The sequence below is a fragment of the Streptomyces davaonensis JCM 4913 genome (assembly GCF_000349325.1).
GTDB classification, from domain to species: Bacteria; Actinomycetota; Actinomycetes; order Streptomycetales; family Streptomycetaceae; genus Streptomyces; species Streptomyces davaonensis.
In genome coordinates, this window is the sequence record NC_020504.1 from 1,966,293 (window position 1) to 1,986,385 (window position 20,093).

Annotated in this window: 13 protein-coding genes; 9 read left to right on the top strand and 4 right to left on the bottom strand. The window is 71.0% G+C overall.

Translation table 11 applies throughout. The features are described from left to right. Positions 1 to 39: 39 nt before the first annotated feature. Complete coding sequence (locus BN159_RS08690; protein ID WP_015656567.1) at positions 40 to 1,164, top strand: ATP-binding protein; 1,125 nt, start codon at positions 40 to 42, stop codon at positions 1,162 to 1,164. Beyond that, positions 1,161 to 3,989 carry a DUF5682 family protein gene (locus BN159_RS08695; protein WP_015656568.1) on the top strand — a complete coding sequence of 943 codons (2,829 nt, stop codon included), beginning with the start codon at positions 1,161 to 1,163 and terminating at the stop codon, positions 3,987 to 3,989. The genes BN159_RS08690 and BN159_RS08695 overlap by 4 nt, the downstream gene beginning before the upstream one ends. 93 nt (positions 3,990 to 4,082) lie before the next feature. Here the strand turns inward: BN159_RS08695 and BN159_RS08700 are convergent, their stop codons facing one another. After that, on the bottom strand, positions 4,083 to 5,960 hold the full coding sequence (locus tag BN159_RS08700) for a discoidin domain-containing protein (RefSeq protein ID WP_015656569.1): 1,878 nt from the start codon (positions 5,958 to 5,960) through the stop codon (positions 4,083 to 4,085). Positions 5,961 to 6,180: 220 nt separating this feature from the next. Between BN159_RS08700 and BN159_RS08705 the strand changes: the two genes are divergently transcribed. Beyond that, complete coding sequence (locus BN159_RS08705) at positions 6,181 to 7,980, top strand: hypothetical protein (RefSeq protein WP_015656570.1); 1,800 nt, start codon at positions 6,181 to 6,183, stop codon at positions 7,978 to 7,980. A 112-nt stretch (positions 7,981 to 8,092) separates the two neighbouring features. Here BN159_RS08705 and BN159_RS47430 read toward each other — a convergent pair whose 3' ends face one another. Further along, positions 8,093 to 9,859 carry a sulfatase-like hydrolase/transferase gene (locus tag BN159_RS47430; protein WP_015656571.1) on the bottom strand — a complete coding sequence of 589 codons (1,767 nt, stop codon included), beginning with the start codon at positions 9,857 to 9,859 and terminating at the stop codon, positions 8,093 to 8,095. 248 nt (positions 9,860 to 10,107) lie between these two features. Between BN159_RS47430 and BN159_RS08715 the strand changes: the two genes are divergently transcribed. Next, a complete protein-coding gene (locus BN159_RS08715; RefSeq protein ID WP_015656572.1) occupies positions 10,108 to 11,298 on the top strand; it encodes a sensor histidine kinase in 1,191 nt (396 codons plus the stop codon). Further along, positions 11,295 to 11,969, top strand: coding sequence for a response regulator (locus BN159_RS08720; RefSeq protein WP_015656573.1), 675 nt, complete (start codon positions 11,295 to 11,297; stop codon positions 11,967 to 11,969). Before BN159_RS08715 ends, BN159_RS08720 begins: the two co-directional genes overlap by 4 nt. On the opposite strand, the gene BN159_RS08725 is transcribed toward BN159_RS08720, so the two are convergent. After that, a complete protein-coding gene (locus tag BN159_RS08725; RefSeq protein ID WP_015656574.1) occupies positions 11,927 to 12,376 on the bottom strand; it encodes a VOC family protein in 450 nt (149 codons plus the stop codon). The genes BN159_RS08720 and BN159_RS08725 overlap by 43 nt on opposite strands. Positions 12,377 to 12,588: 212 nt before the next feature. Between BN159_RS08725 and BN159_RS08730 the strand changes: the two genes are divergently transcribed. From BN159_RS08730 to BN159_RS08740, 3 genes are all read left to right on the top strand, one after another. After that, positions 12,589 to 14,691, top strand: coding sequence for an MMPL family transporter (locus BN159_RS08730; protein WP_015656575.1), 2,103 nt, complete (start codon positions 12,589 to 12,591; stop codon positions 14,689 to 14,691). Positions 14,692 to 14,967: 276 nt separating this feature from the next. Next, entirely contained in the window at positions 14,968 to 16,353 is a 1,386-nt protein-coding gene (locus BN159_RS08735; RefSeq protein WP_015656576.1) for a glycoside hydrolase family 16 protein, read from the top strand. Between the two features lie 83 nt (positions 16,354 to 16,436). Then, a complete protein-coding gene (locus BN159_RS08740) occupies positions 16,437 to 16,925 on the top strand; it encodes a hypothetical protein (protein ID WP_015656577.1) in 489 nt (162 codons plus the stop codon). A 20-nt stretch (positions 16,926 to 16,945) separates the two neighbouring features. Here the strand turns inward: BN159_RS08740 and BN159_RS08745 are convergent, their stop codons facing one another. After that, on the bottom strand, positions 16,946 to 17,833 hold the full coding sequence (locus BN159_RS08745) for a helix-turn-helix transcriptional regulator (RefSeq protein WP_015656578.1): 888 nt from the start codon (positions 17,831 to 17,833) through the stop codon (positions 16,946 to 16,948). A gap of 160 nt (positions 17,834 to 17,993) precedes the next feature. Between BN159_RS08745 and tkt the strand changes: the two genes are divergently transcribed. Further along, complete coding sequence (gene tkt, locus BN159_RS08750) at positions 17,994 to 20,078, top strand: transketolase (protein WP_015656579.1); 2,085 nt, start codon at positions 17,994 to 17,996, stop codon at positions 20,076 to 20,078. Positions 20,079 to 20,093: the final 15 nt, after the last annotated feature.

A 20,093-nucleotide genomic window follows, 5' to 3' on the forward strand; every position in this document is an offset into this window, starting at 1 on the left:
GCCCCCGTAGTGATCACCCCATCGAAAGGCATCGCCCTCATGTCCGACCTGCTGCGCGCCCCTGCCGAGATCAAGTACGCCGAGGAGCTCGACTGGCTGGAGTCGATCGACGACAGCCCCAAGCCGTTCTCCTGGCGGCTGTCCCCGAAGATGGTCCGGCTGTTCATCCTCGGCTCCGAGCGGGCCGACGGCCTGGACCGGGAGGTCTCGCAGAAGTGGTTCGGCGACCGCAGCTTCGTGGAGCGGTCCATCGTCACCCTCGCCTCCGACCGCGGACTGCTGCTCATCGGTGACCCCGGCACCGGCAAGAGCTGGCTGGCCGAGCTGCTGTCCGCCGCGATCTGCCGCAACTCCACACTGGTGGTGCAGGGCACGGCCGGCACCACCGAGGACCACATCAAGTACTCCTGGAACGTGTCCATGGTGATCGCCAAGGGCCAGTCGCGGGAGTCGATGATCCCCTCGCCGATCATGACGGCGATGGAGGGCGGCGCCATCGGCCGCTTCGAGGAGCTGACCCGCTCCACCAGCGACGTCCAGGACGCGCTGATCTCGATCCTCTCCGAGAAGTACATCTCCGTGCCCGAGCTGGAGAGCGGCGCCGGCGACGACAACATCGTCTTCGCCAAGCCCGGGTTCTCCATCATCGCCACGGCCAACAGCCGCGACCGGGGCGTCAACGACCTGTCGTCCGCGCTGAAGCGGCGCTTCAACTTCGTCCGCATCCCGGTGGTGACGAACAAGAAGGCCGAGGCGGAGATCGTCCGCTTCCGCACCGAGGAGCTGCTGCGCCGCCACTCGATCGAACTGGACGTGCCGCCGACCCTGCTCGACGTGCTGCTCCAGAGCTTCGCCGATCTGCGCGCCTCCGCCGCCGCGGCGGGAAGCGACGACGAGAAGCTGGAGTCCGCGCTGTCGACGGCCGAGCAGATCGGTGTGCTGGAGGACGCCGTCCTGCACAGCAACTTCTTCGGCGAGCGCGCCCTGACCGCCCGCACCCTCGCCTCCTCGCTGGTCGGCTCCCTCACCCGGCGCGAGCCCGAGGACCTGGCCATCCTCAACAAGTATCTGCACGGCGTGGTCGAGCCGCGCAGCAAGGAACAGGGCGGCTCCTGGCCCGAGTTCCTGGAGGGCGGCCGCGACGCGATCGCCACCCTGTCATGAGCGGCCCCCAGGAGAGCACGTCCTTCACCGGGCTCCGCGGGCAACTCCAGGAGGCCGCGGCCACGTTCGCGGGCGGTCCCGACGCTCTGGAGGGCATCCTCCTCGGCATGGTCGACGACGTCGACCGGGCGGTGCGCGAGCCGCTGGAGATCTTCCCGGTCTGCCACCACTCCCCGGCCTCGGCGCTCGCCATGGCCCGGCGGCTGCGCGAGAAGCAGCCCAAGGTGGTGTATCTGGAGCTGTGCGAGGACATGGCGCCGCTGCTGACCGAGCTGCGCAACTGCCGACTCCCGGTGGCCGTACAGGCGTTCGCGGGCGAGGCCGACGGCTTCCCCGCCGAGTGGGCGCCGCTGTCGGTCGTGGCGCCGATCACCGAGGCGTCCGCCGAATACCAGGCCATCGCCTACGCCCTGGACACCCCGGGCGTCGAACTGGTCCTGGTCGACCGGTCCTCGGACCATGTGTTCCAGTGGGACACCCGCGGCGAGCGGGCCGTCGACGCCGAGGGCGCGGAGGCGGCCGACGAAGCCGAGGCCCCTGAGGCGGAGGCCGCGCTGCACAGCGAGGCCGTCGGCGTCGAGATCGGCGATCTGCGGCCGCGCTTCGCCGAGTTGGAGGAGCACCTGCTGCGGCACGGCAAGGTGCGGCACTGGTCGGAGTGGTGGCACCAGTACGTCGAGGTCCCCCTCGGCGACAGCGATCACGACACCTACCGCCAGGTCATGTTCCTCATCGGCAGCCTGTTCCGGCGGCTGGCCCCGGGCGACGGGTCCCGGGTCCGGGTCGACGAGGACCGCGAGCGATACATGTGGACCCGGATGCGCGAGCATCTCGCGGCGAGCGGCACCGATCCGGAGGACTGCCTGTATGTCTGCGGGGCGTTCCACGCGGCCAGCCGGGTCGAGGAGTTCGGCGTGCACGGCAGCACGGACACGTTCACGATCTCCCCGCGTACGGCCACCAAGTGGCAGTACGGGCTGATCCCGTCCAGCCACGCGGCGATCGAGGCGCAGTTCGGCCTGGCCGCGGGCTCGGTGTCGATCGCGTCGACGGAGTGGACGAAGGGCCTGAAGCGGACCCGGGTCAAGCCGTACGTGCTGGAGGGGCAGGCCGGGAAGAAGAAGTCCACGGCGAAGAAGACGGCCGCCCTCCCGGTGCCGGAGTCCCCGGCCGACGTGGACCGGCTGTCCGGCTTCCTGCGCCGGCCGCCGGTGCTCGACGCGCTGGACGAGGCCGAACTGCTCGGCTGGTCGGTGGAGATCGTGCGGGCGGCCCGGCGCAACGGCTATCTCGCCTCCACCGCCGACGCCATCGCCGTGTTCGAGACGTCGATCCTGCTGGCCGGGGTGCGCGACCGGGCCAAGCCCACGCCGTACGACTTCCAGGACGCCGCCGTCACCTGCATCGAGAAGGACCGGGTGCCCGGGCGGCGGGACGTGCGGCGGCTGGTCGAGATCATGATGGGCGGCGACCGGATCGGCCAGGTCGGCTACGACTCGCTGCCGCCGCTGGCCCGCGATGTGTACGACCGGCTCGCGCCGCTGGAGCTGAAGCTCGAACAGCGGGGCGTACGGCGGGCGTTGCTGGACCTGGCGGCGCGGCCGGAGCTCCAGGCCTGTTCCGATGTGCTGTGGATGCTGCGGCGGCTGCTGCCGCAGGGCGCGGCACGGCCGATCATGGGTGAGCGGCGGCTCGGTGAGCGGTCGATCCAGGAGTCGTGGGACCTGGCGCTCGGCACTCACCAGCGGGCGCTGATCGAGCTCGGCTACGAGGGTGTCAGCCTCGAACAGGTCCTGGAGCAGCGGCTGCGGCGCGACGCCTACGATCCGCGGGCGACGACGGCGACCGTGCTGGCCGCGGTCGAGGACGCGCTGCTGTACCTGGGCGGCCGCCGGGTCGCCGACGAACTCGGCTCCCACGCCCTGAAGGTGCTCTCCGGCGAGCGCAGTGTGGACGGCGCGCCGGAGGTGCTGCGCCGGGTGCGTGCACTGCTCGCGTACTACCGCACCAGCGAGCCGGTGCTGCCGGGGTGGATCGAGTCGTTCGTCAAGACCGGTTACGCCCACTACTGCACCCTGCTGCCGACGGCGTTCCGGGACGAGGACGCGACGGTGGGGCAGGTCGCGGCCATGCTCGGCTTCCTGTTCTCCATGGAGAGCCTGGCGCTGTCGCTGGGCTGCGACCGGACCCAGCTGGAACTCGCGGTCGCCCAGTCGCATCCCGAGGATCCGGCGAAGACGGCACTGCTCTGGGCGGCGCAGGTGCAGCTCGGCACGCTGTCCCGGGCGGAACTGCGGGAGCGGTGCGACGAGTTGCTGGACAATCCGCTGGTGGTGTCCGCGTATCCGCGTTACCTGAACGGGTTCGTGCACGCACTGGGGCCGGTGCCGGGGCTCGCGGACGTGGTCGTGGAGGCGGTGTCGAACGCCTTCGGGCGGCTGCCGGACACGGTGCTGCTGCCGTGGCTGCCGCTGCTGATCACCACCCTGAGGAACGGAGCGGCGGATCTGGCACCGCTGCTGATCCGCGAGGCGGGGCGCATCTTCCCGGCGCGGCTCGCGGCGCTGGACAGCTGGGTGCCACCCTGGAAGGCACCGCAGGCGGACCCGTTCGCCACGACCCGGGCACGGTCCGACGTCCGCCTTGGCGCCGCACTCCTCTCCGCGCACCCGGCGACCTGCGACGCGGTGGCGGAACTGCTCGGCTGCGAGGCCGGGTGGGAGGAGTCCGGCGCGTCGGCGGCACCGTCGGGCGTGGCGCTGCTGACCGCGTATCCGGCGACGTGTGATGCCGTGGCGGAGCTGCTGGGCCGCGCAACCGTCTAGCCCCTGCGTGCGCAGGCCGGACTCACCGGGTTCGGCCTGCGCACCTGGGTTGTTCAGCCCTTCTGCTCCACTCTCAGCCCTTCTGCTCCACTCTCAGCCCTTCTGCTCCACCCGCACCCAGTCCACCTCGGCCTGCACTCCCCCGGCCGCGACCCGGTCGACGCTGGACTGCGGCAGGCCCCAGTAGGGAGTCGTCACCTTGTTCCAGCCCGCCGGATAGGCGCCGCCCAGCGCGAGGTTGAGAATCACGTACTGGTTGTGGTCGAAGACCCACTGACCCCGGGTCGACTCCAGCTTGTTGCGGGAGGTCTCCTGGACCAGCCGGTCGTCGACGTAGAACCGCATGCCGACCGGCGTCCACTCCACCGCGTAGGTGTGCCACTGGTCGGCCCGGCCGCCGTTCGGGTAGGTCTGGCGGGCGCCGATGTTGCCGTCGGCGGAGTAGCCGGGGCCGTGCAGGGCGGTGCTGGTCCAGTCGGCGTAGCCGACGTTCTCCATGATGTCGGTCTCGCCGGAGGCGGGCCAGGACACCGTCGGGTCGTCGACGTTGCTGCCGAGCAGCCAGAACGCGGGCCAGAACCCGTCACCCACCGGGAGCTTCATGCGGGCGCTGACCCGGCCGTAGGTGAAGTCGAACTTGGTGTTGGTGTCGATGCGGCCGGAGGTGAAGTCGTACGTGCCGCCGCCCGCCTTCGTGCAGCCCTTGCAGTGCTTGGCCTCGAGGATCAGATTTCCGCTCTCCTGACGGATGTTGTCGGTGGAGTCGACGTACGCCTGGGACTCGCCGTTGACCGAGCCCATCTCCGTGCCGGTGCGCACCACGCGCCACTTGGAGCGGTCGAGGGAGGCGCTGGTGAAGTCGTCGAAGAAGGTGGTGCGGTAGGCGCCGGACTGGTCCGCGGGGAGCGCCGGGTAGGCCGCCTCCGCGCTGCCGCCCGTGCCCCAGACCTGGAACTCGTAGAGCGAGTAGCCGAATTGGGCGGTCGCGGGGGCCGGGTTGTAGAAGGAGCGGCGCTCCTTGCCGAGCATGCGGACGTAGCGGCCGGTGGCCGGTTGCGGCAGGCGGACCGAGTCGTGCAGGCCCACCGCCTCGCCCGGGGACTTCACGTTCGCGCGGCGGGTTGCGACCTCGGCCGCCGAGGGGCGGTACACCGTGCGCCAGGTGCGGTTGTCGTCGGAGACCTGGAGTTCGTAGTCGACGGCGAACGCGGCCTCCCAGTAGAGGTCGACCGTGTCGATCGTCGAGCGGGCGCCGAGGTCGACGGAGACCCAGCGGTCCGCGTTCCAGTCGCTGGACCAGCGGGTCTGGTCCGCCTTCAGATCGGCCGGCCAACCGCCGTCGGTGACGAACGCCGGGGAGTTGCCCGCGTGTTGGTAGACGTTCGAGTAGGCCGGGTGGTTCAGGGCCAGGTTGGCGCGGGTGGTCGAGGCGGGGGCCGGTTCACCGCCGTAGACCTTGAAGGAGTAGAGGGAGTAGCCCCAGGGAGTGGCGCGTTCGACGCCGCGCATGCGGACGTAGCGGCCGGTGACCTCCTGCGGGTAGGTGTGGGCGGTGACCGAGCCTCCGGTGCCGGCGGTCTCCGTGTAGAAGGGGGTCCAGTCCGTGCCGTTCTTCGAGACCTCCAGGACGTAGCGCTTGCCGTAGGCGGCTTCCCAGTCGAGGACGACGCGGTCGATACGGATGTTCTGGCCGAGGTCGAGGCGGATCCAGGCGTCGTCGGCGAAGTTGCTGGACCAGCGGGACGTGCCGTTGCCGTCGAAGGCGAGGCCGGCGGCCAGGTCCGCGTTCTCGCTGCCGGAGGCGGTGGCGGCGGCCGGGTTCGCGGTGTACGCGGCCGAGGCGCGGTCGGTGTCCCAGGCCGCCGCAGCTGCGAGTTGCTGCGGTGCGGGGGTGGCCTGGGCGGTGCCCATGGTCAGCACGGCGAGCGTGCCGAGGGCGGTCAGAAGGATGCGCGGGGTGCGGGTGGGCATGCGGCTCTCCTTGAGCAGGGAGTGTGGGGGCGCCGGTTCCCCGTAAAGTCTCAGGACTTAATTTAGGTTGTGATTTAAAACTCAAGGGAAGGCCGCGTCAAGGTGTTGCGCATGATGTGCCGCCGCCCGGAGGCTACGGGGGACCGCGACACCCCAAGGCTCAACGGCCGTGTCGACCCCACCTGTTGAACACCTGTTGAAGAAGGAAGAGAGCCGCTTCATGCCTTCGACTCCCCCGAACTCCCCCGCGTCCGAGCCCTCCGGCCTGCGGCGACGAGCCGTCCTCGGTGCGGCAGCGGCGGCCCCCGTGCTCGCCTCGCTGTCCGGCACCGCCTCCGCCGCGCCCGCGACGGACCGCGCCAAGCCCCGCAAGCTCAAGGGCGGCGGCGATCTCGGCGCCAACGTGATCGTCTTCGACCCGGCCACGCCCGGCATCCAGGCCAGGCTCGACGAGGTGTTCGCCCAGCAGGAGTCTGCGCAGTTCGGCACCGGCCGCTACCAACTGCTGTTCAAGCCGGGCACGTACAACGGCCTCAACGCCCAGATCGGCTTCTACACCTCCATCTCCGGGCTCGGCCTCTCCCCGGACGACACCACCATCAACGGCGATGTGACGGTCGACGCCGGCTGGTTCGACGGCAACGCCACCCAGAACTTCTGGCGTTCGGCGGAGAACCTCGCCGTCGTCCCGGTCAGCGGCACCAACCGCTGGGCGGTCGCCCAGGCCGCGCCGTTCCGCCGGATGCATGTCCGCGGCGGCCTCAACCTGGCGCCGTCCGGCTACGGTTGGGCGAGCGGCGGCTACATCGCCGACAGCCGGATCGACGGCACGGTCGGCCCGTACTCGCAGCAGCAGTGGTACACCCGGGACAGCTCGGTCGGCGGCTGGACCAACGCCGTGTGGAACATGGTGTTCTCCGGCGTCGAGGGCGCACCCGCGCAGGGCTTCCCGAACCCGCCGTACACCACGCTCGACGCCACTCCCCGCTCCCGCGAGAAGCCCTTCCTGTACCTCGACGGCGACGACTACCGTGTCTTCCTGCCCGCGCTGCGCACCGACGCGCGCGGTGTGACCTGGGGCAACGGCACTCCGCGCGGGACCTCGCTGCCGCTGGAGCGGTTCTATGTCGCCAAGCCCGGGGACTCGGCGGCCACCCTCAACCAGGCCCTCGACCAGGGGCTCCATCTGCTGCTCACCCCGGGCATCTACCACGTCGACCAGCCGGTGCGGGTCAAGCGCGCGGGCACGGTCGTCCTGGGGCTCGGCTACGCCACCCTGATCCCCGACAACGGCGTCACCGCACTGAAGGTCGCCGACGTCGACGGCGTACGGCTGGCCGGCTTCCTGATCGACGCCGGGCCGGTCAACTCGCCCGTCCTGCTGGAAGTCGGCCCGAACGGCGCCGCCCGGAACCACTCGGCCGACCCCATCACCGTCCAGGACGTCTTCATCCGGATCGGCGGCGCGGGCCCCGGCAAGGCCACCACCAGCATGGTCGTCAACGCCCGGCACACCATCGTCGACCACACCTGGGTCTGGCGCGCCGACCACGGCGACGGGGTGGGCTGGGAGACCAACCGGGCCGACTACGGCGTCGTCGTCAACGGCGCCGACGTCCTCGCGACCGGCCTGTTCGTCGAGCACTTCAACAAGTACGACGTCCAGTGGAACGGCGAGCGCGGGCGCACGGTCTTCTTCCAGAACGAGAAGGCCTACGACGCGCCCGACCAGGCCGCGATCCAGAACGGCTCGGTCAAGGGGTACGCGGCGTACAAGGTCGGCGACCAGGTCACCGCCCATGAGGGCTGGGGCATGGGCAGTTACTGCTACTACAACGTCAACCCGAGCATCGTGCAGCACCACGGCTTCGCCGCCCCGGAACGGCCCGGAGTGAAGTTCCACGGCCTGCTGGTGGTGTCGCTGAGCGGCAACGGGCAGTACGAGTGCGTCATCAACGACACCGGAGCGCCGACGTCGGGCACCTCCACCGTGCCGTCGACGGTGGTGTCCTACCCCTGATCCCGGTGCCGGAGCCACGCCTGTGACCGAACGCCGGCGGTCGAGGTGTGCTCCGTACGGCGCCGGTGGCGGCCCTTCCCGACTCGGTTCCGGGAGGGGCCGTCGCGCGCGTTCAGGCCAGCGACGTGCGCGCCAGGTAGGTCACTTCCTCGCCCGCGTGCCGTGCGGTGGCCCGGCAGGCGAGGGTGGTGTCGGAGGTGACCCGGGCCGGGGTGACGCGCCAGCGCACCGTCAGCCGGTCGCCGGGCCGCAGGCTCGGGGCGCTGACCGGGTCGAGCGCCTGGATGTCCCAGCCGCCGGGGGCGCCGAGGGTGAGGCGGGGCGCGGTCCAGACGCGGGCGGAGCCGTTGGCGAGGGTGGCGGTCAGGGTGTGGCCCGCCGCTTGCAGGGTCAGGCCGAACGGCTTGCGCGGACGGTCCGGCGGCGCCCAGGAATTGCGCATCAGCTTCACCAGCGAGTCCGTCTGCGCGGGGCGCGCCCCGGCGAGGTCGTGCTGTTCCCCGGGGTCCCTGGACAGGTCGTACAGCTCCACGTCCCACTCGTCGTCCGGGACGTTCCGGTTGTCGCCCGGCGCGAACCGCACCGCCTTCAGGTCGCCACGTCGCAGCGCCTCCGCGAGGCGTCGGCCCCGGCCCTGGTCGACGGCGTCGGCGCGCGGGGTGACTCCGCTGTGATTGCGGTAGAAGTACAGGGAGTCGTGGCGGGCCGCCGGACGGCCGGAACCGCGGAGCAGCGGGGCCAGCGAGAGTCCGTCCACATCGGTCGGGGCGGGGGCCCCGGCCAGGTCGGCGAGGGTCGGGAGAAGGTCCGTCAGCGGTGTGGGCCGGTCCGTGGTGCCGACCGGGACGTGCCTCGGCGACCAGGCGATCAGCGGGACCCGGACACCGCCCTCGTAGAGGTTCCGCTTGTAGCCGCGCAACGGGCCGTTGGCGTCGAAGAGTTCGGGGTTCGTACGGCCCTCCTCGTGCGGGCCGTTGTCGCTGGTGACCAGGACGAGGGTGCGACCGGCGACGCCGAGCGCGGTGAGCCGGTCGACGACCTCGCCGACCAGGCTGTCGAAGGTGGTGATCTGGGCCGCGTGCCGACGGTCGGGGCCCGGCCAGGGGCGGTCGGCGTACTCGCCCTGGTCCGGTGCGTGGCTGGGGGCGTGCGGCAGGGTCGGGGTGAGGTACAGCAGGAACGGCTCGGCGCGGTGCGCGTCGAGGAAGGCCAGCGCGCGCTCCTTGAGCAGATCGGGCGCGTAGACCTCGCGGGCCTCGCCGCGGTTGGCGGGGATCTCCTGCCGGGTGCCGTTGTGCCACAGGTGGTCGGGGAAGTAGTCGTGGGCGTGACGGTGCCCGATGTAGCCGTAGAACTCCTCGAAACCACGGGAGTTGGGGTGGCTCGGCTGGTCCGGCAGCTCGGGTCCGAAACCCCACTTGCCGATGATGCCGGTGCGGTAGCCGAGCGAGCGCAGCGCCTCGGCGAAGGTGAAGTCCCGGTCGGTCAGGGCGCCTTGGCCGCCGGGGCCCCAGGGGTTCTCGCGCACGGTGGAGTGGCCCGCGTGCAGTCCGGTGAGCAGCGAGCAGCGGGAGGGCGCGCAGACGGGGGCGGTCGCGTAGGCGTCGGTGAAGCGCAGTCCCTCGGCGGCCAGGGCGTCCAGGCGCGGGGTGCGGATGAGCTTCTGGCCGTAGGAGCCGAGCTCGCCCCAGCCGAGGTCGTCGGCGAGGATCACCACGAAGTTCAGCCGCCCCGAGCCGGATCGCACGGCCGGCATGGCGGCGGCGGGCTTGCCGTCGGACGGCGGCAGCGCCTGCTCACCGTCCTCGCATGCCGTAACCGCCGTGGCCGCGACCGGCACGGTGGCAGCCGCGGTGAGGAATCGGCGGCGGCTCGGCATGGATGTCTCCTGGGAGGCGACGGGTACGGGGTCCGGAGACGATGGTGATCGCAGCCCTCGGTCCAGGACCATGCACACGCTGTGAACGCTCTGTTTCGAACTATGAGAGGAAGAGTCCCGACTCCTGGTTCCTGCTCCGCGGCATCGAAACGATCACAAACGGAGGCCGGATATCCCTCTCACCGGTGAGGACCGGGCCGCATCCGGCCTCCGATACTGAAGGAGCCTCTTGCCCCGAGGAGCCGCCCATGTCCCCGCCGTCCTGGCTCACCCCTGCCGTCACCCGGCTGCGCACGGCGAATCCGTACGTCGTCGACGCCGCGCTGGCCGCGCTGGTGCTGTTCGCCGCCTCCCTCCAGTGGATCTTCCCGGACGAGGGGGACGACAAGCTGACCTGGCAGGGCTGGCTGCTGGCCGCGGCCACCGCGCTGCCACTGGTGTGGCGCCGCCGCGCGCCCTTCACCACCGCGGTCGCCGTCTCCGCGGCCACCTGCACGATGGCCTGGTACCACGCCCCGCCGCCCGACGTGGTCTACGGCGGTCTGGTCGTCCTCTACACGATGGCCGCCCAGGGCAAGGCCTGGCAGCGCCGATTCATGCTGACGGGCTGGATCCTCGGAGTGGTGCTCACCATGCAGCACAAAGAGGAGCCGATGCCCTTCGAGTACGCCTTCCAGCTGCTGAGCGTGGTCGGGGCGTACGGCTTCGGCATGCTGGCCCGGGTCCAGCGCGCCTACACCGCCGCCCTGGTGGACCGGGCCCGGCGCCTGGAGCGGGAGCGGGCCGCCGACACCGCGCGGGCGACCGCGCAGGAACGGGCCAGGATCGCCCGGGACATGCACGACATCCTGGCCCACGCGGTGAGCCTGATGGTGGTGCAGGCCGAGGCCGGTCCGGTGGTGATGCGCAGTGATCCGGCGCGCGCGGAGGCCGCGTTCGACGCCATCGCGGAGACCGGACGGGACGCGATGACCCAGTTGCGGCGCATCCTCGGCGTGCTGAAGGAGGAGGAGCGCGAGGGCGGCGCGCGGCGGCTGCCGCAGCCGGGGGTGGCGGCCCTGCCCGGCCTGATCCGGCAGGTCACCGAGTCCACCGGCCTGCGGGTGGAACTGCGCACCGACGGCGAGCCGCGCCCCCTGCCGCCGGACACCGAGGTCGCCGCCTTCCGCATCGTGCAGGAGGCACTCACCAACACCGTCAAGCACGCCTACGCCTCCTCCGCTACCGTCGCTCTCGACTGGGCGGAGGACGCATTGACACTGTCGGTGACGGACGACGGACGCGGCCCCTCGGGACCGGGCGGCGGACACGGGCTGATCGGCATCCGGGAGCGGGCCGCGGCCTGCGGGGGCAGCGCACGCGCCGGTCGCGGCCCTGAGGGCGGCTTCCGCGTCGTCGTACGCCTTCCCGCCGGTGACCGGCAGGCGGCGCTCGGGTGAGCATCCGGGTGGTCGTCGCCGACGACCAGGAACTGGTCCGCAGCGGCTTCAGCATGATCCTGGAGGCACAGCGGGACATCGAGGTGGTCGCCGAGGCCGGGGACGGCGCGGAAGCGGTCGCCGCGGTGCGGCAGCACTCACCCGACGTGCTCCTCCTGGACATCCGGATGCCCGTCATGGACGGCCTGGAGGCGGCCCGCCGGGTGTGCGGGCAGTCCGAATGCAAGGTGGTCATGCTGACCACGTTCGACCTGGACGAGTATGTGTACGAGGCGCTGTACGCGGGCGCCAGCGGCTTCCTGCTCAAGGACGTACGCCGCGACGACCTGGTGCACGCGGTCCGTGTGGTCGCCGCCGGCGACTCCCTGCTCGCCCCGACAGTGACCCGCCGCCTGGTCGCCGACCTGGTACGCCGCCGCCGACAGGAGTCCACCGCCGAGGTCACCCCGCAGCGCCTGGAGGTCCTCACCGCACGCGAGGTAGAGACCCTGCGCATGCTGGCCCGCGGCCTGTCCAACGCCGAGATCGCCGGAGCCCTGTTCGTGAGCGAGCACACGGTGAAGACCCACGTCAGCAATGTCCTGAGCAAGCTGGGGCTCAGGGACCGGGTGCAGGCGGTGATCTGCGCCTACGAGACGGGACTGGTCGCGCCCGGGGACGGTGAGTCCTGATCCTCCTCCCCGAGCTCGGTGAAGAGGGTGAGCTGAAGCGCCCCCGGCGCCTCCAGCCGGGAGTTCAGCGAGTTCCAGGGCGTACGCGTCGGCTCGGCGACGACCTCCGCCCCGGCGTCCGCCAGCGTCCGCGTCATCGCTCGCGAGTCGTCCACTTCGAACGCGACCCGTATGTGCCCGGCGACCCGCCGTCCGACCTCTACGTCGTCGATGAACTCCGCGTGGTTCGGATCCGTCAGCTCCAGGGTGGCCCGCCCCGCCTCCAGGATGCTGACCCGCCCACCGGGCGAGGAGAACGCGGCCCGCTCGGGGAGGCCCAGGACATCCCGGTAGAAGTGCAATGCGGCGTCGTAATCCTCGGCGGTGACCACCAGGCGCAGCTCACGGACTGCGGGTTCGTCGGACATCGGCGCTCCTTCGTGATCAACGGTTCCTGACGGATGAACTCCCGGGCCGCCCCGGAAGATTCCCGCTTCCCCCTCCCTCGTACGAGTGAGTCGACCGCCGCTCTCCCCCGTACGACCGAGCCCGCCAAACCCCTCCCTCCGGCGATCCGGTGACCCCCGGCCCAGGACGAACCTGGGAGCACTTGCCCACCGTCCAACCGCCGGAGGCCCCCGTGCTCTCCACGCTCGCCCGGACGGCCACCCGCCGTCCGCTCACCGTCATCCTGCTCTGGCTGCTCTTCCTGCTGCTCGGCTTCGGGCTCGGCACGGGTGTCTTCGGGCGGCTGTCCGACGACGTACCTGATGTGCCCGGCACCGAGTCGGAGCTGGCCGAGGAGTATCTCGCCCGTGTCGACCCGGCCGGGGAGACCGTCACCGCCGTCGTCGCGGGCGAGGCGGTCTCCGACGCCGCGCTGCGCGCCCAGGTCGAACGGGCCGTCGCCGAGGTCCGCGAGATCGCCGGGGTCGCCGCCGTGCCCGACCCGTACCGCACGCCCGGTCTCATCGCCGAGGACGGACAGGCCCTCGTCGTCCCGGTCACCTTCGAGGGCGGCCTGGACGAGGACGCCGAGACGGACGCGACCGACGCCGCCGCGGACCGCATCCGGCAGATCGAGGCACCCGACGTCCATGTCAGCGGCGGTGAACTGCTCGGCAGGCAGCTCGGCGAACGCGCCCAGGAGGACGTCAAGAACGCCGAGTTGATCTCCCTGCCGGTCGTCCTCGCCCTGCTGCTGGTGGTGTTCGGCGGACTGCGCGCCGCGGCTCTGCCGCTGGTGATCGCGGTGAGCGGCATCGCCGGCGCGTTCCTCGCACTGTTCGCGTTCAGCGAGGTCACCGACATCTCGGTGTACGCGATCCAGGTCACCACCATGCTCGGCCTCGGACTCGCCGTGGACTACGCCCTGTTGATGCTGGTCCGCTTCCGCGAGGAACGCCGGCACACCGACGAAGTCGTCGAGGCCGTGCACCGCACGGTCGCCGCGGCCGGGCGGACCGTGCTGTTCTCCGGGGTCACGGTGGCGGTCAGCCTGACCGGGCTGCTGGTCTTCCCGAGCGTGTTCCTGCGCAGCATGGGCCTGGCCGTGGCCGCTGTGGTGGTCGTCGACATGCTGGCCGCGCTCACCCTGCTGCCCGCGCTGCTCACGAAGTTCGGCGGGAAGATCAAGCCCGCGCGGGTCCGCCCGGACGGTGAGGAGGGCCGCCTGTTCGCCCGCCTGGCCCGGTTCGCGGCGCGCCGCCGGATCGCCGTGATCGCCACCGTCGTACCCGCCCTGCTGGTGCTGGCACTGCCCGTCACCGGACTGACCATCGGCATCGGCGACGCCAAGCAACTGCCCGCGAGCACGGAGGCACGACAGCTGTACGACACCGTCGACGAGCACTTCCCACCCGGTACCGGCGTCTCCCCGATCACCGTCGTGGTCCGGCCCGGCACCGACCCGGCGACGGCCGAACGGATCAGCGGTCTGTCCGGCGCCGAGTCCCGTGAACTGCCGGGCGGGGCCACGGTGGTGGAGATCCAGCCGCCCGGAAGCGTGGACGGCAAGGCCGCGACGGACCTGGTGGAACGCATCCGTGATCTGCGCGGCGACGAGCCGGTGGAGGTCACCGGTGTCGCGGCTCGCCTGATCGACTTCCGGGAGATGCTCGCCGAACGTGCCCCCTGGGCCGCGCTGACCGTCCTGGCCGGGATCTTCGCGCTGCTGTTCGCCTTCACCGGCTCGGTGCTGATCCCGCTGCGCACCATCGCGACCACACTCCTCAGCCTGGGCGCAGCCCTCGGAGTGGTGGTGTGGGTGTTCCAGGACGGCCATCTGGCGGGGTTGCTGGGCGCCGAGGGCCTGGGCGCCCTCAGCCTCACCGCACCACCACTGATCGTCGCGATCGCCTTCGGACTGGCCATGGACTACGAACTGTTCATCCTCGCCAGGATGCGCGAGGCCCGGGAGCGGGGCGAGGCCGACCAGGAGGCCGTGGTGACCGGGCTGCGCCGCTCCGGACGCGTGGTCACCTGCGCCGCGCTGCTGCTGGCGGTGGTCTTCGGAGCGTTCATGACGGGCGGCTTCTCACCCATCCTCCAGATCGGCCTCGGCCTCACCCTGGCGGTACTGATCGACGCCACGGTCGTACGCATGCTGCTCGTCCCGGCGACGATGGCCCTCCTCGGCCGCCACGCCTGGTGGGCACCGCGCCCGCTGCGGCGGGTCCACGACCGGTTCGGGCTGACGGAGGCGGCGTCGGCAGCGGAGCCACCGGTACCGATGAAGGTCTGAGCCTCAGGCTACGAATCGCCGACTCAAGGTGACGTGCGTGGGCACGAGGATGCCGGGGTCCCTGCTGAGGACAGCAGGGACCCCGTGCACCCGTACCTGGGATGTTCCGCATCGTGTTGACGAAGTGAACTCCCTTCCCGCGCAAGGGATTTCTCTGCTTCACCTCTTGACGGCCGAGGTACCGGGGAGCACATTGGCGGCACTCTGAGAGCGCTCTCAAGCGTTCTCGGAGGCTCCCCGCACCCCACACCCGTACCCCGAGAGGCAGCACCCCCCATGAGTGAAACCTCCGGCACTCCCCACAGACGACGGCGCCCTCTGCGGCGTGCGCTCATCGCCCTGTGCAGCGCGCTGGGCCTGGCAGCGGCCGCCGTCGCGTCCGCTGACGCCGCCGCCCCGCCGCCCCCGTCCGGCTGGACCCAGGTCTTCGTGGACGACTTCAACGGCGCGGCCGGCACCGGCGTCAACACCACCAACTGGCAGTACGCGACCGGCCACGGCTACCCCGGCGGCCCCGCCAACTGGGGCACCGGCGAGATCGAGAACATGACGTCCAGCACCAACAACGTGGCCCTGGACGGCAACGGCAACCTCCGTATCACCCCGCGCCGTGACGCCTCCGGCAACTGGACGTCCGGCCGCATCGAGACCAACCGCGGCGACTTCCAGCCCCCGGCGGGCGGCAAGCTGCGCGTGCAGTCCCGGATCCAGATGCCGAACGTCACCGGCACCGCGGCCCGTGGTTACTGGCCCGCCTTCTGGATGCTCGGCACGCCCTACCGCGGCAACTGGTGGAACTGGCCGAGCGTCGGCGAGCTGGACATCATGGAGAACGTCCAGGGCCTCAACACCGTCTGGTCGACGATGCACTGCGGCACGAGCCCCGGCGGCCCGTGCAACGAGACGACCGGCATCGGCGGTTCCCGCGCCTGCCCCGGCACCACCTGCCAGGCCGGCTTCCACACCTACGCGCTGGAATGGGACCGCTCGACCAGCCCGGAGCAGATCCGCTTCTACGTCGACGACATCAACTACCACACGGTGCGCGCCAATCAGGTCGACGCGACGACCTGGGCCAACGCCACCAACCACGGCTTCTTCATCATCCTGAACGTGGCGATGGGCGGCGGCTTCGTGGACGCGTTCGGCGGCGGACCCGACGCCGCGACCGTGCCGGGCCACTCGATGGTCGTGGACTATGTCCAGGTGCTGTCCAGTGGGAGCGGTACCACACCGCCGCCCACCGGCAACCGCGATGCCTACAGCGCCATCCAGGCCGAGTCCCACGACAGCCAGTCCGGCACAATGACCGAGGCGACCTCCGACACGGGCGGCGGTCAGAACATCGGCGCGATCGCCAACGGCGACTGGGCGCTGTACCGGGGCGTCAACTTCGGCTCCTCGGCTGCCACTCAGTTCATCGGCCGGGTCGCGAGCGGTGCCGGGTCCGGCGTGAGCGGACTGGTCGAGGTGCGCCTGGACAGCCGTAGCAACGCGCCCATCGGCAGCTTCGCGGTGGGCAACACGGGCGGCTGGCAGAGCTGGCGGACCATCCCGGCCAACATCAGTTCCGTGACGGGCACCCACGACGTCTACTTGACCTTCACCAGCGGCCAGCCCGCCGACTTCGTGAACGTCAACTGGTTCAACTTCGGCCACTGAGACGAGCGGTGAGCCGTCGGCGGTCCGGACCCGGCACAAAAATTCGGACCGCCGACGCGCGGCACAGTGCGAGACTGCGCGCCATGCCCACCGAACTGGAGTACCTCCGCGAGATCGAGCGCCTGGCCCACCGGGTCACCCTCGCGGCGTCCGACGAGCTCCAGCGCCATGTCACCGCGCTGGCGAGAGCACTGCACCACTACCACTTCGAGGGCGACGGCTGCCTGGAGGAGGACCGTCCCTTCGTCCGGCTCTTCGGCGCCGCGGTACTCAAGCCCGGCGGCCTGGCGGACTACGACGAGACCTGCGCACGCTTCGGCGTCGAACCCCGCCCCGAGGGCTGGGCGTTGTGGCACACCTGGGGCAAGGCCGACCTGAAGGTCACCATGGTGGTCTCCGCGGTGGAGACCACGGAGGGCCTGCTCCAGAACTGGTCACACGGCAGATCGGTCGACCCCGTGTCCCCGCTCCCGTCCCAGATCACGCTCGTCCACACGGGCTGGCTGGGCCCGATGACCTTGTCGCCGAGAGGGGCCCGGCGTATGGGGATCGAAGGACAAGCGCTCAGCTGAACGAACCCGCGGCCGAGCACCTACCTCAACTCCGCCCGAAACGCCGCCGGAGTCACCTCCGTGTGCTGCTGAAAGAACTTCGAGAAGTTCGCCGCATCCGGAAACCCCACCGCCACCCCCACCCGCCCGACCGGCAGATCCGTATGGGCCAGCAACCGCTTCGCCTCAAGGATCACCCGCTTGTCGATGAAGCTCTTCGGCGTCTCCCCCGTCGCCGCGCGCACCGCCCGGACGAGTGTGCGCCGCGAGCAGCCGAGCTGATCGGCGTACGCGCTGACGCTGTGGTTCGTGGCGAAGCCCCGCTCCACCGCGTCCCGGAACTGGGTGAAGGCCGAACCCGCCTCCCGACGCGCCGTGTCATGGGACGCCGCCGCCAGATGTGCGAGCCGAAGCAGGAACGCCGAGAGGGAGTGACGCAGCACCGCCGTGTGCAGGCTCAGCGGAAGCGTGCTCGTGTCCTCGTACTCGCGGCGGAGCTGGTCGAGGGCCGTGCGCAGGCCGGTGAGCTGGGGTTCGTCGGGGTGGAGCAGGGGCGGCAGGTCGTAGCGGTAGAGGCCGGTCGCCTCGACCGTCGCCCGGGGCAGGAAGCCGGGCTGCATGGTGAGGACGGTGCCGCGGTACTCGCTGGTCGCGGAGAAGCGGTGGATCTGGCCGGGGCGGATCCACAGGAGGTCGCCGGGGTGCGCCTCGTACTCCGTGAAGTCGATCATGTGGCGGACGGGGCCCTCGTCGAACAGCATCACGACGTGGAAGTCGATGCGGTGCACCCGGTCCAGCGGCGCGTCGGCGTGCCAGGTGCGCTCGGGGCCCATCGGGCCGACCTGCATGCCGACGCCGAGCACGCTCAGGTCGACCGGGAAGGGGAAGGTCCTGATCCCTCCGGCACCTTGTACCGCTCTGCCTGCCATATCCCTCTTGTACCGCCTCAGCCGTCGCCCCGGTGTCCCACTTTCACCACAGGCTGACACACCTGGACCTTCCCTCGAAAAAGTCAGACTTTTACAGTCGAACGCGTCTCACCAGGAAAGACGCATCATTCGATGAACTCTTGAAGAGGACTGGCTACAGATGAGCACGCAGACACCGGACAGCTTCGACACCTTCGAATGGACCGAACTCGACCGGCGTGCCGTCGACACCGCCCGCCTGCTGGCGGCCGATGCCGTACAGAAGGTGGGCAACGGCCACCCCGGCACCGCGATGAGCCTGGCGCCCGCCGCGTACACGATCTTTCAGAAGGTGATGAGGCACGACCCCGCCGATCCGGAATGGACCGGCCGTGACCGCTTCGTCCTCTCCCCCGGCCACACCTCGCTGACCCTCTACACCCAGCTCTTCCTCGCCGGGTACGAGCTGGAGCTGGACGACCTCAAGACCTTCCGCACCCAGGGCTCGAAGACACCCGGCCATCCCGAGTACGGCCACACCGCGGGCGTCGAGACCACGACGGGACCGCTCGGCCAGGGCGTCGCCAACGCCGTCGGCATGGCGATGGCCGCCCGCTACGAGCGCGGCCTGTTCGACCCCGAGGCCCCCGAGGGCGAGTCCCCCTTCGACCACACCATCTGGGCGATCGTCTCCGACGGCGACCTGGAGGAGGGCGTCTCCGCCGAGGCCTCCTCCCTCGCGGGCCACCAGAAGCTCGGCAACCTGGTCTTCGTCTACGACGACAACCACATCTCCATCGAGGGCGACACCGCGACCGCGTTCTCCGAGGACGTGCTGAAGCGCTACGAGGCCTACGGCTGGCACGTCCAGCGGATCGAGCCCGCGCTCGGCGGTGACATCGACGTGGCCGAGCTGTACGCGGCGCTCAAGGCGGCGCAGGCCGAGACCGAGCGCCCCTCGATCATCGCGATGCGCACGATCATCGCCTGGCCGGCCCCCAACGCCCAGAACACCGAGGCCTCGCACGGCTCCGCGCTCGGCGCCGACGAGATCGCCGCCACCAAGCGCATCCTCGGCTTCGACCCGGCGCGCACCTTCGAGGTCGCCGACGAGGTGCTCGCCCACAGCCGCCGCGCCCTCGACCGGGGCGCCGAGGCGCACACCGCCTGGGACAAGCGCCTCGCCGAGTGGCGCACCGCCAACCCCGAGCGCGCCGAGCTGTTCGACCGGATCGTGGCCGGCCAGCTCCCCGAGGGCTGGGAGTCCGCCGTCCCGGTGTTCGAGCCCGGCAAGTCCGTCGCCACCCGTGCCGCCTCCGGCAAGGTCCTCCAGTCGCTCGGCGCGGTGCTCCCGGAACTCTGGGGCGGCTCGGCCGACCTGGCCGGATCGAACAACACCACCATCGACAGGACCAGCTCCTTCCTGCCGAAGGGCAACCCGCTGCCGGAGGCCGACCCCTACGGCCGCACCATCCACTTCGGCATCCGTGAGTTCTCCATGGCCGCGGAGATGAACGGCATCGCCCTGCACGGCAACACCCGCGTCTACGGCGGCACCTTCCTGGTCTTCTCCGACTACATGCGCAACGCCGTCCGGATGTCCGCGCTGATGCAGCTCCCCGTCACCTACGTGTGGACGCACGACTCCATCGGCCTCGGCGAGGACGGCCCCACGCACCAGCCGGTCGAGCACCTCGCCTCGCTGCGCGCCATCCCGGGCCTGAACATCGTGCGGCCCGCCGACGCCAACGAGACCGCCGTCGCCTGGGCGGAGATCCTGCGCCGGCACGCCACCGACCCGGCCCCGCACGGCCTCGCGCTGACCCGCCAGGGCGTACCGACGTACGAGCTCAACGAGGACGCGGCCAAGGGCGGTTACGTCCTGCGCGACGCCTCCACCGAGGTGCCGGACGTCGTGCTCGTCGCCACCGGCTCCGAGGTCCAGCTCGCCGTCGCCGCGCGCGACCTGCTCGAAGCCGAGGGGATCGGCGCCCGTGTGGTGTCGATGCCGTCCGTGGAGTGGTTCGAGCAGCAGCCGCGCGAGTACCGCGACGCCGTCATTCCCCCGTCCGTGCGAGCGCGTGTCGCCGTGGAAGCCGGGATCGGTCTGACGTGGTACCGCTTCGTGGGTGACGCAGGACGCATCGTCTCCCTCGAACACTTCGGCGCCTCCGCCGACGCCCAGACCCTGTTCGCCGAGTACGGCTTCACCGCCGAGAACGTCGCCGCCGCAGCCCGGGAATCCCTGGCCGCAGCGCGTGGTTGATCCGACCGCCAGAAA

Excerpts from the sequence above, each read along its gene's own strand:
- BN159_RS08690 (WP_015656567.1), top strand. The coding sequence starts at position 40 with ATGTCCGACCTGCTGCGCGCCCCTGCCGAGATCAAGTACGCCGAGGAG.
- BN159_RS08695 (WP_015656568.1), top strand. The coding sequence starts at position 1,161 with ATGAGCGGCCCCCAGGAGAGCACGTCCTTCACCGGGCTCCGCGGGCAA.
- BN159_RS08700 (WP_015656569.1), bottom strand. The coding sequence starts at position 5,960 with ATGCCCACCCGCACCCCGCGCATCCTTCTGACCGCCCTCGGCACGCTC.
- BN159_RS08705 (WP_015656570.1), top strand. The coding sequence starts at position 6,181 with ATGCCTTCGACTCCCCCGAACTCCCCCGCGTCCGAGCCCTCCGGCCTG.
- BN159_RS47430 (WP_015656571.1), bottom strand. The coding sequence starts at position 9,859 with ATGCCGAGCCGCCGCCGATTCCTCACCGCGGCTGCCACCGTGCCGGTC.
- BN159_RS08715 (WP_015656572.1), top strand. The coding sequence starts at position 10,108 with ATGTCCCCGCCGTCCTGGCTCACCCCTGCCGTCACCCGGCTGCGCACG.
- BN159_RS08725 (WP_015656574.1), bottom strand. The coding sequence starts at position 12,376 with ATGTCCGACGAACCCGCAGTCCGTGAGCTGCGCCTGGTGGTCACCGCC.
- BN159_RS08735 (WP_015656576.1), top strand. The coding sequence starts at position 14,968 with ATGAGTGAAACCTCCGGCACTCCCCACAGACGACGGCGCCCTCTGCGG.
- BN159_RS08740 (WP_015656577.1), top strand. The coding sequence starts at position 16,437 with ATGCCCACCGAACTGGAGTACCTCCGCGAGATCGAGCGCCTGGCCCAC.
- BN159_RS08745 (WP_015656578.1), bottom strand. The coding sequence starts at position 17,833 with ATGGCAGGCAGAGCGGTACAAGGTGCCGGAGGGATCAGGACCTTCCCC.
- tkt (WP_015656579.1), top strand. The coding sequence starts at position 17,994 with ATGAGCACGCAGACACCGGACAGCTTCGACACCTTCGAATGGACCGAA.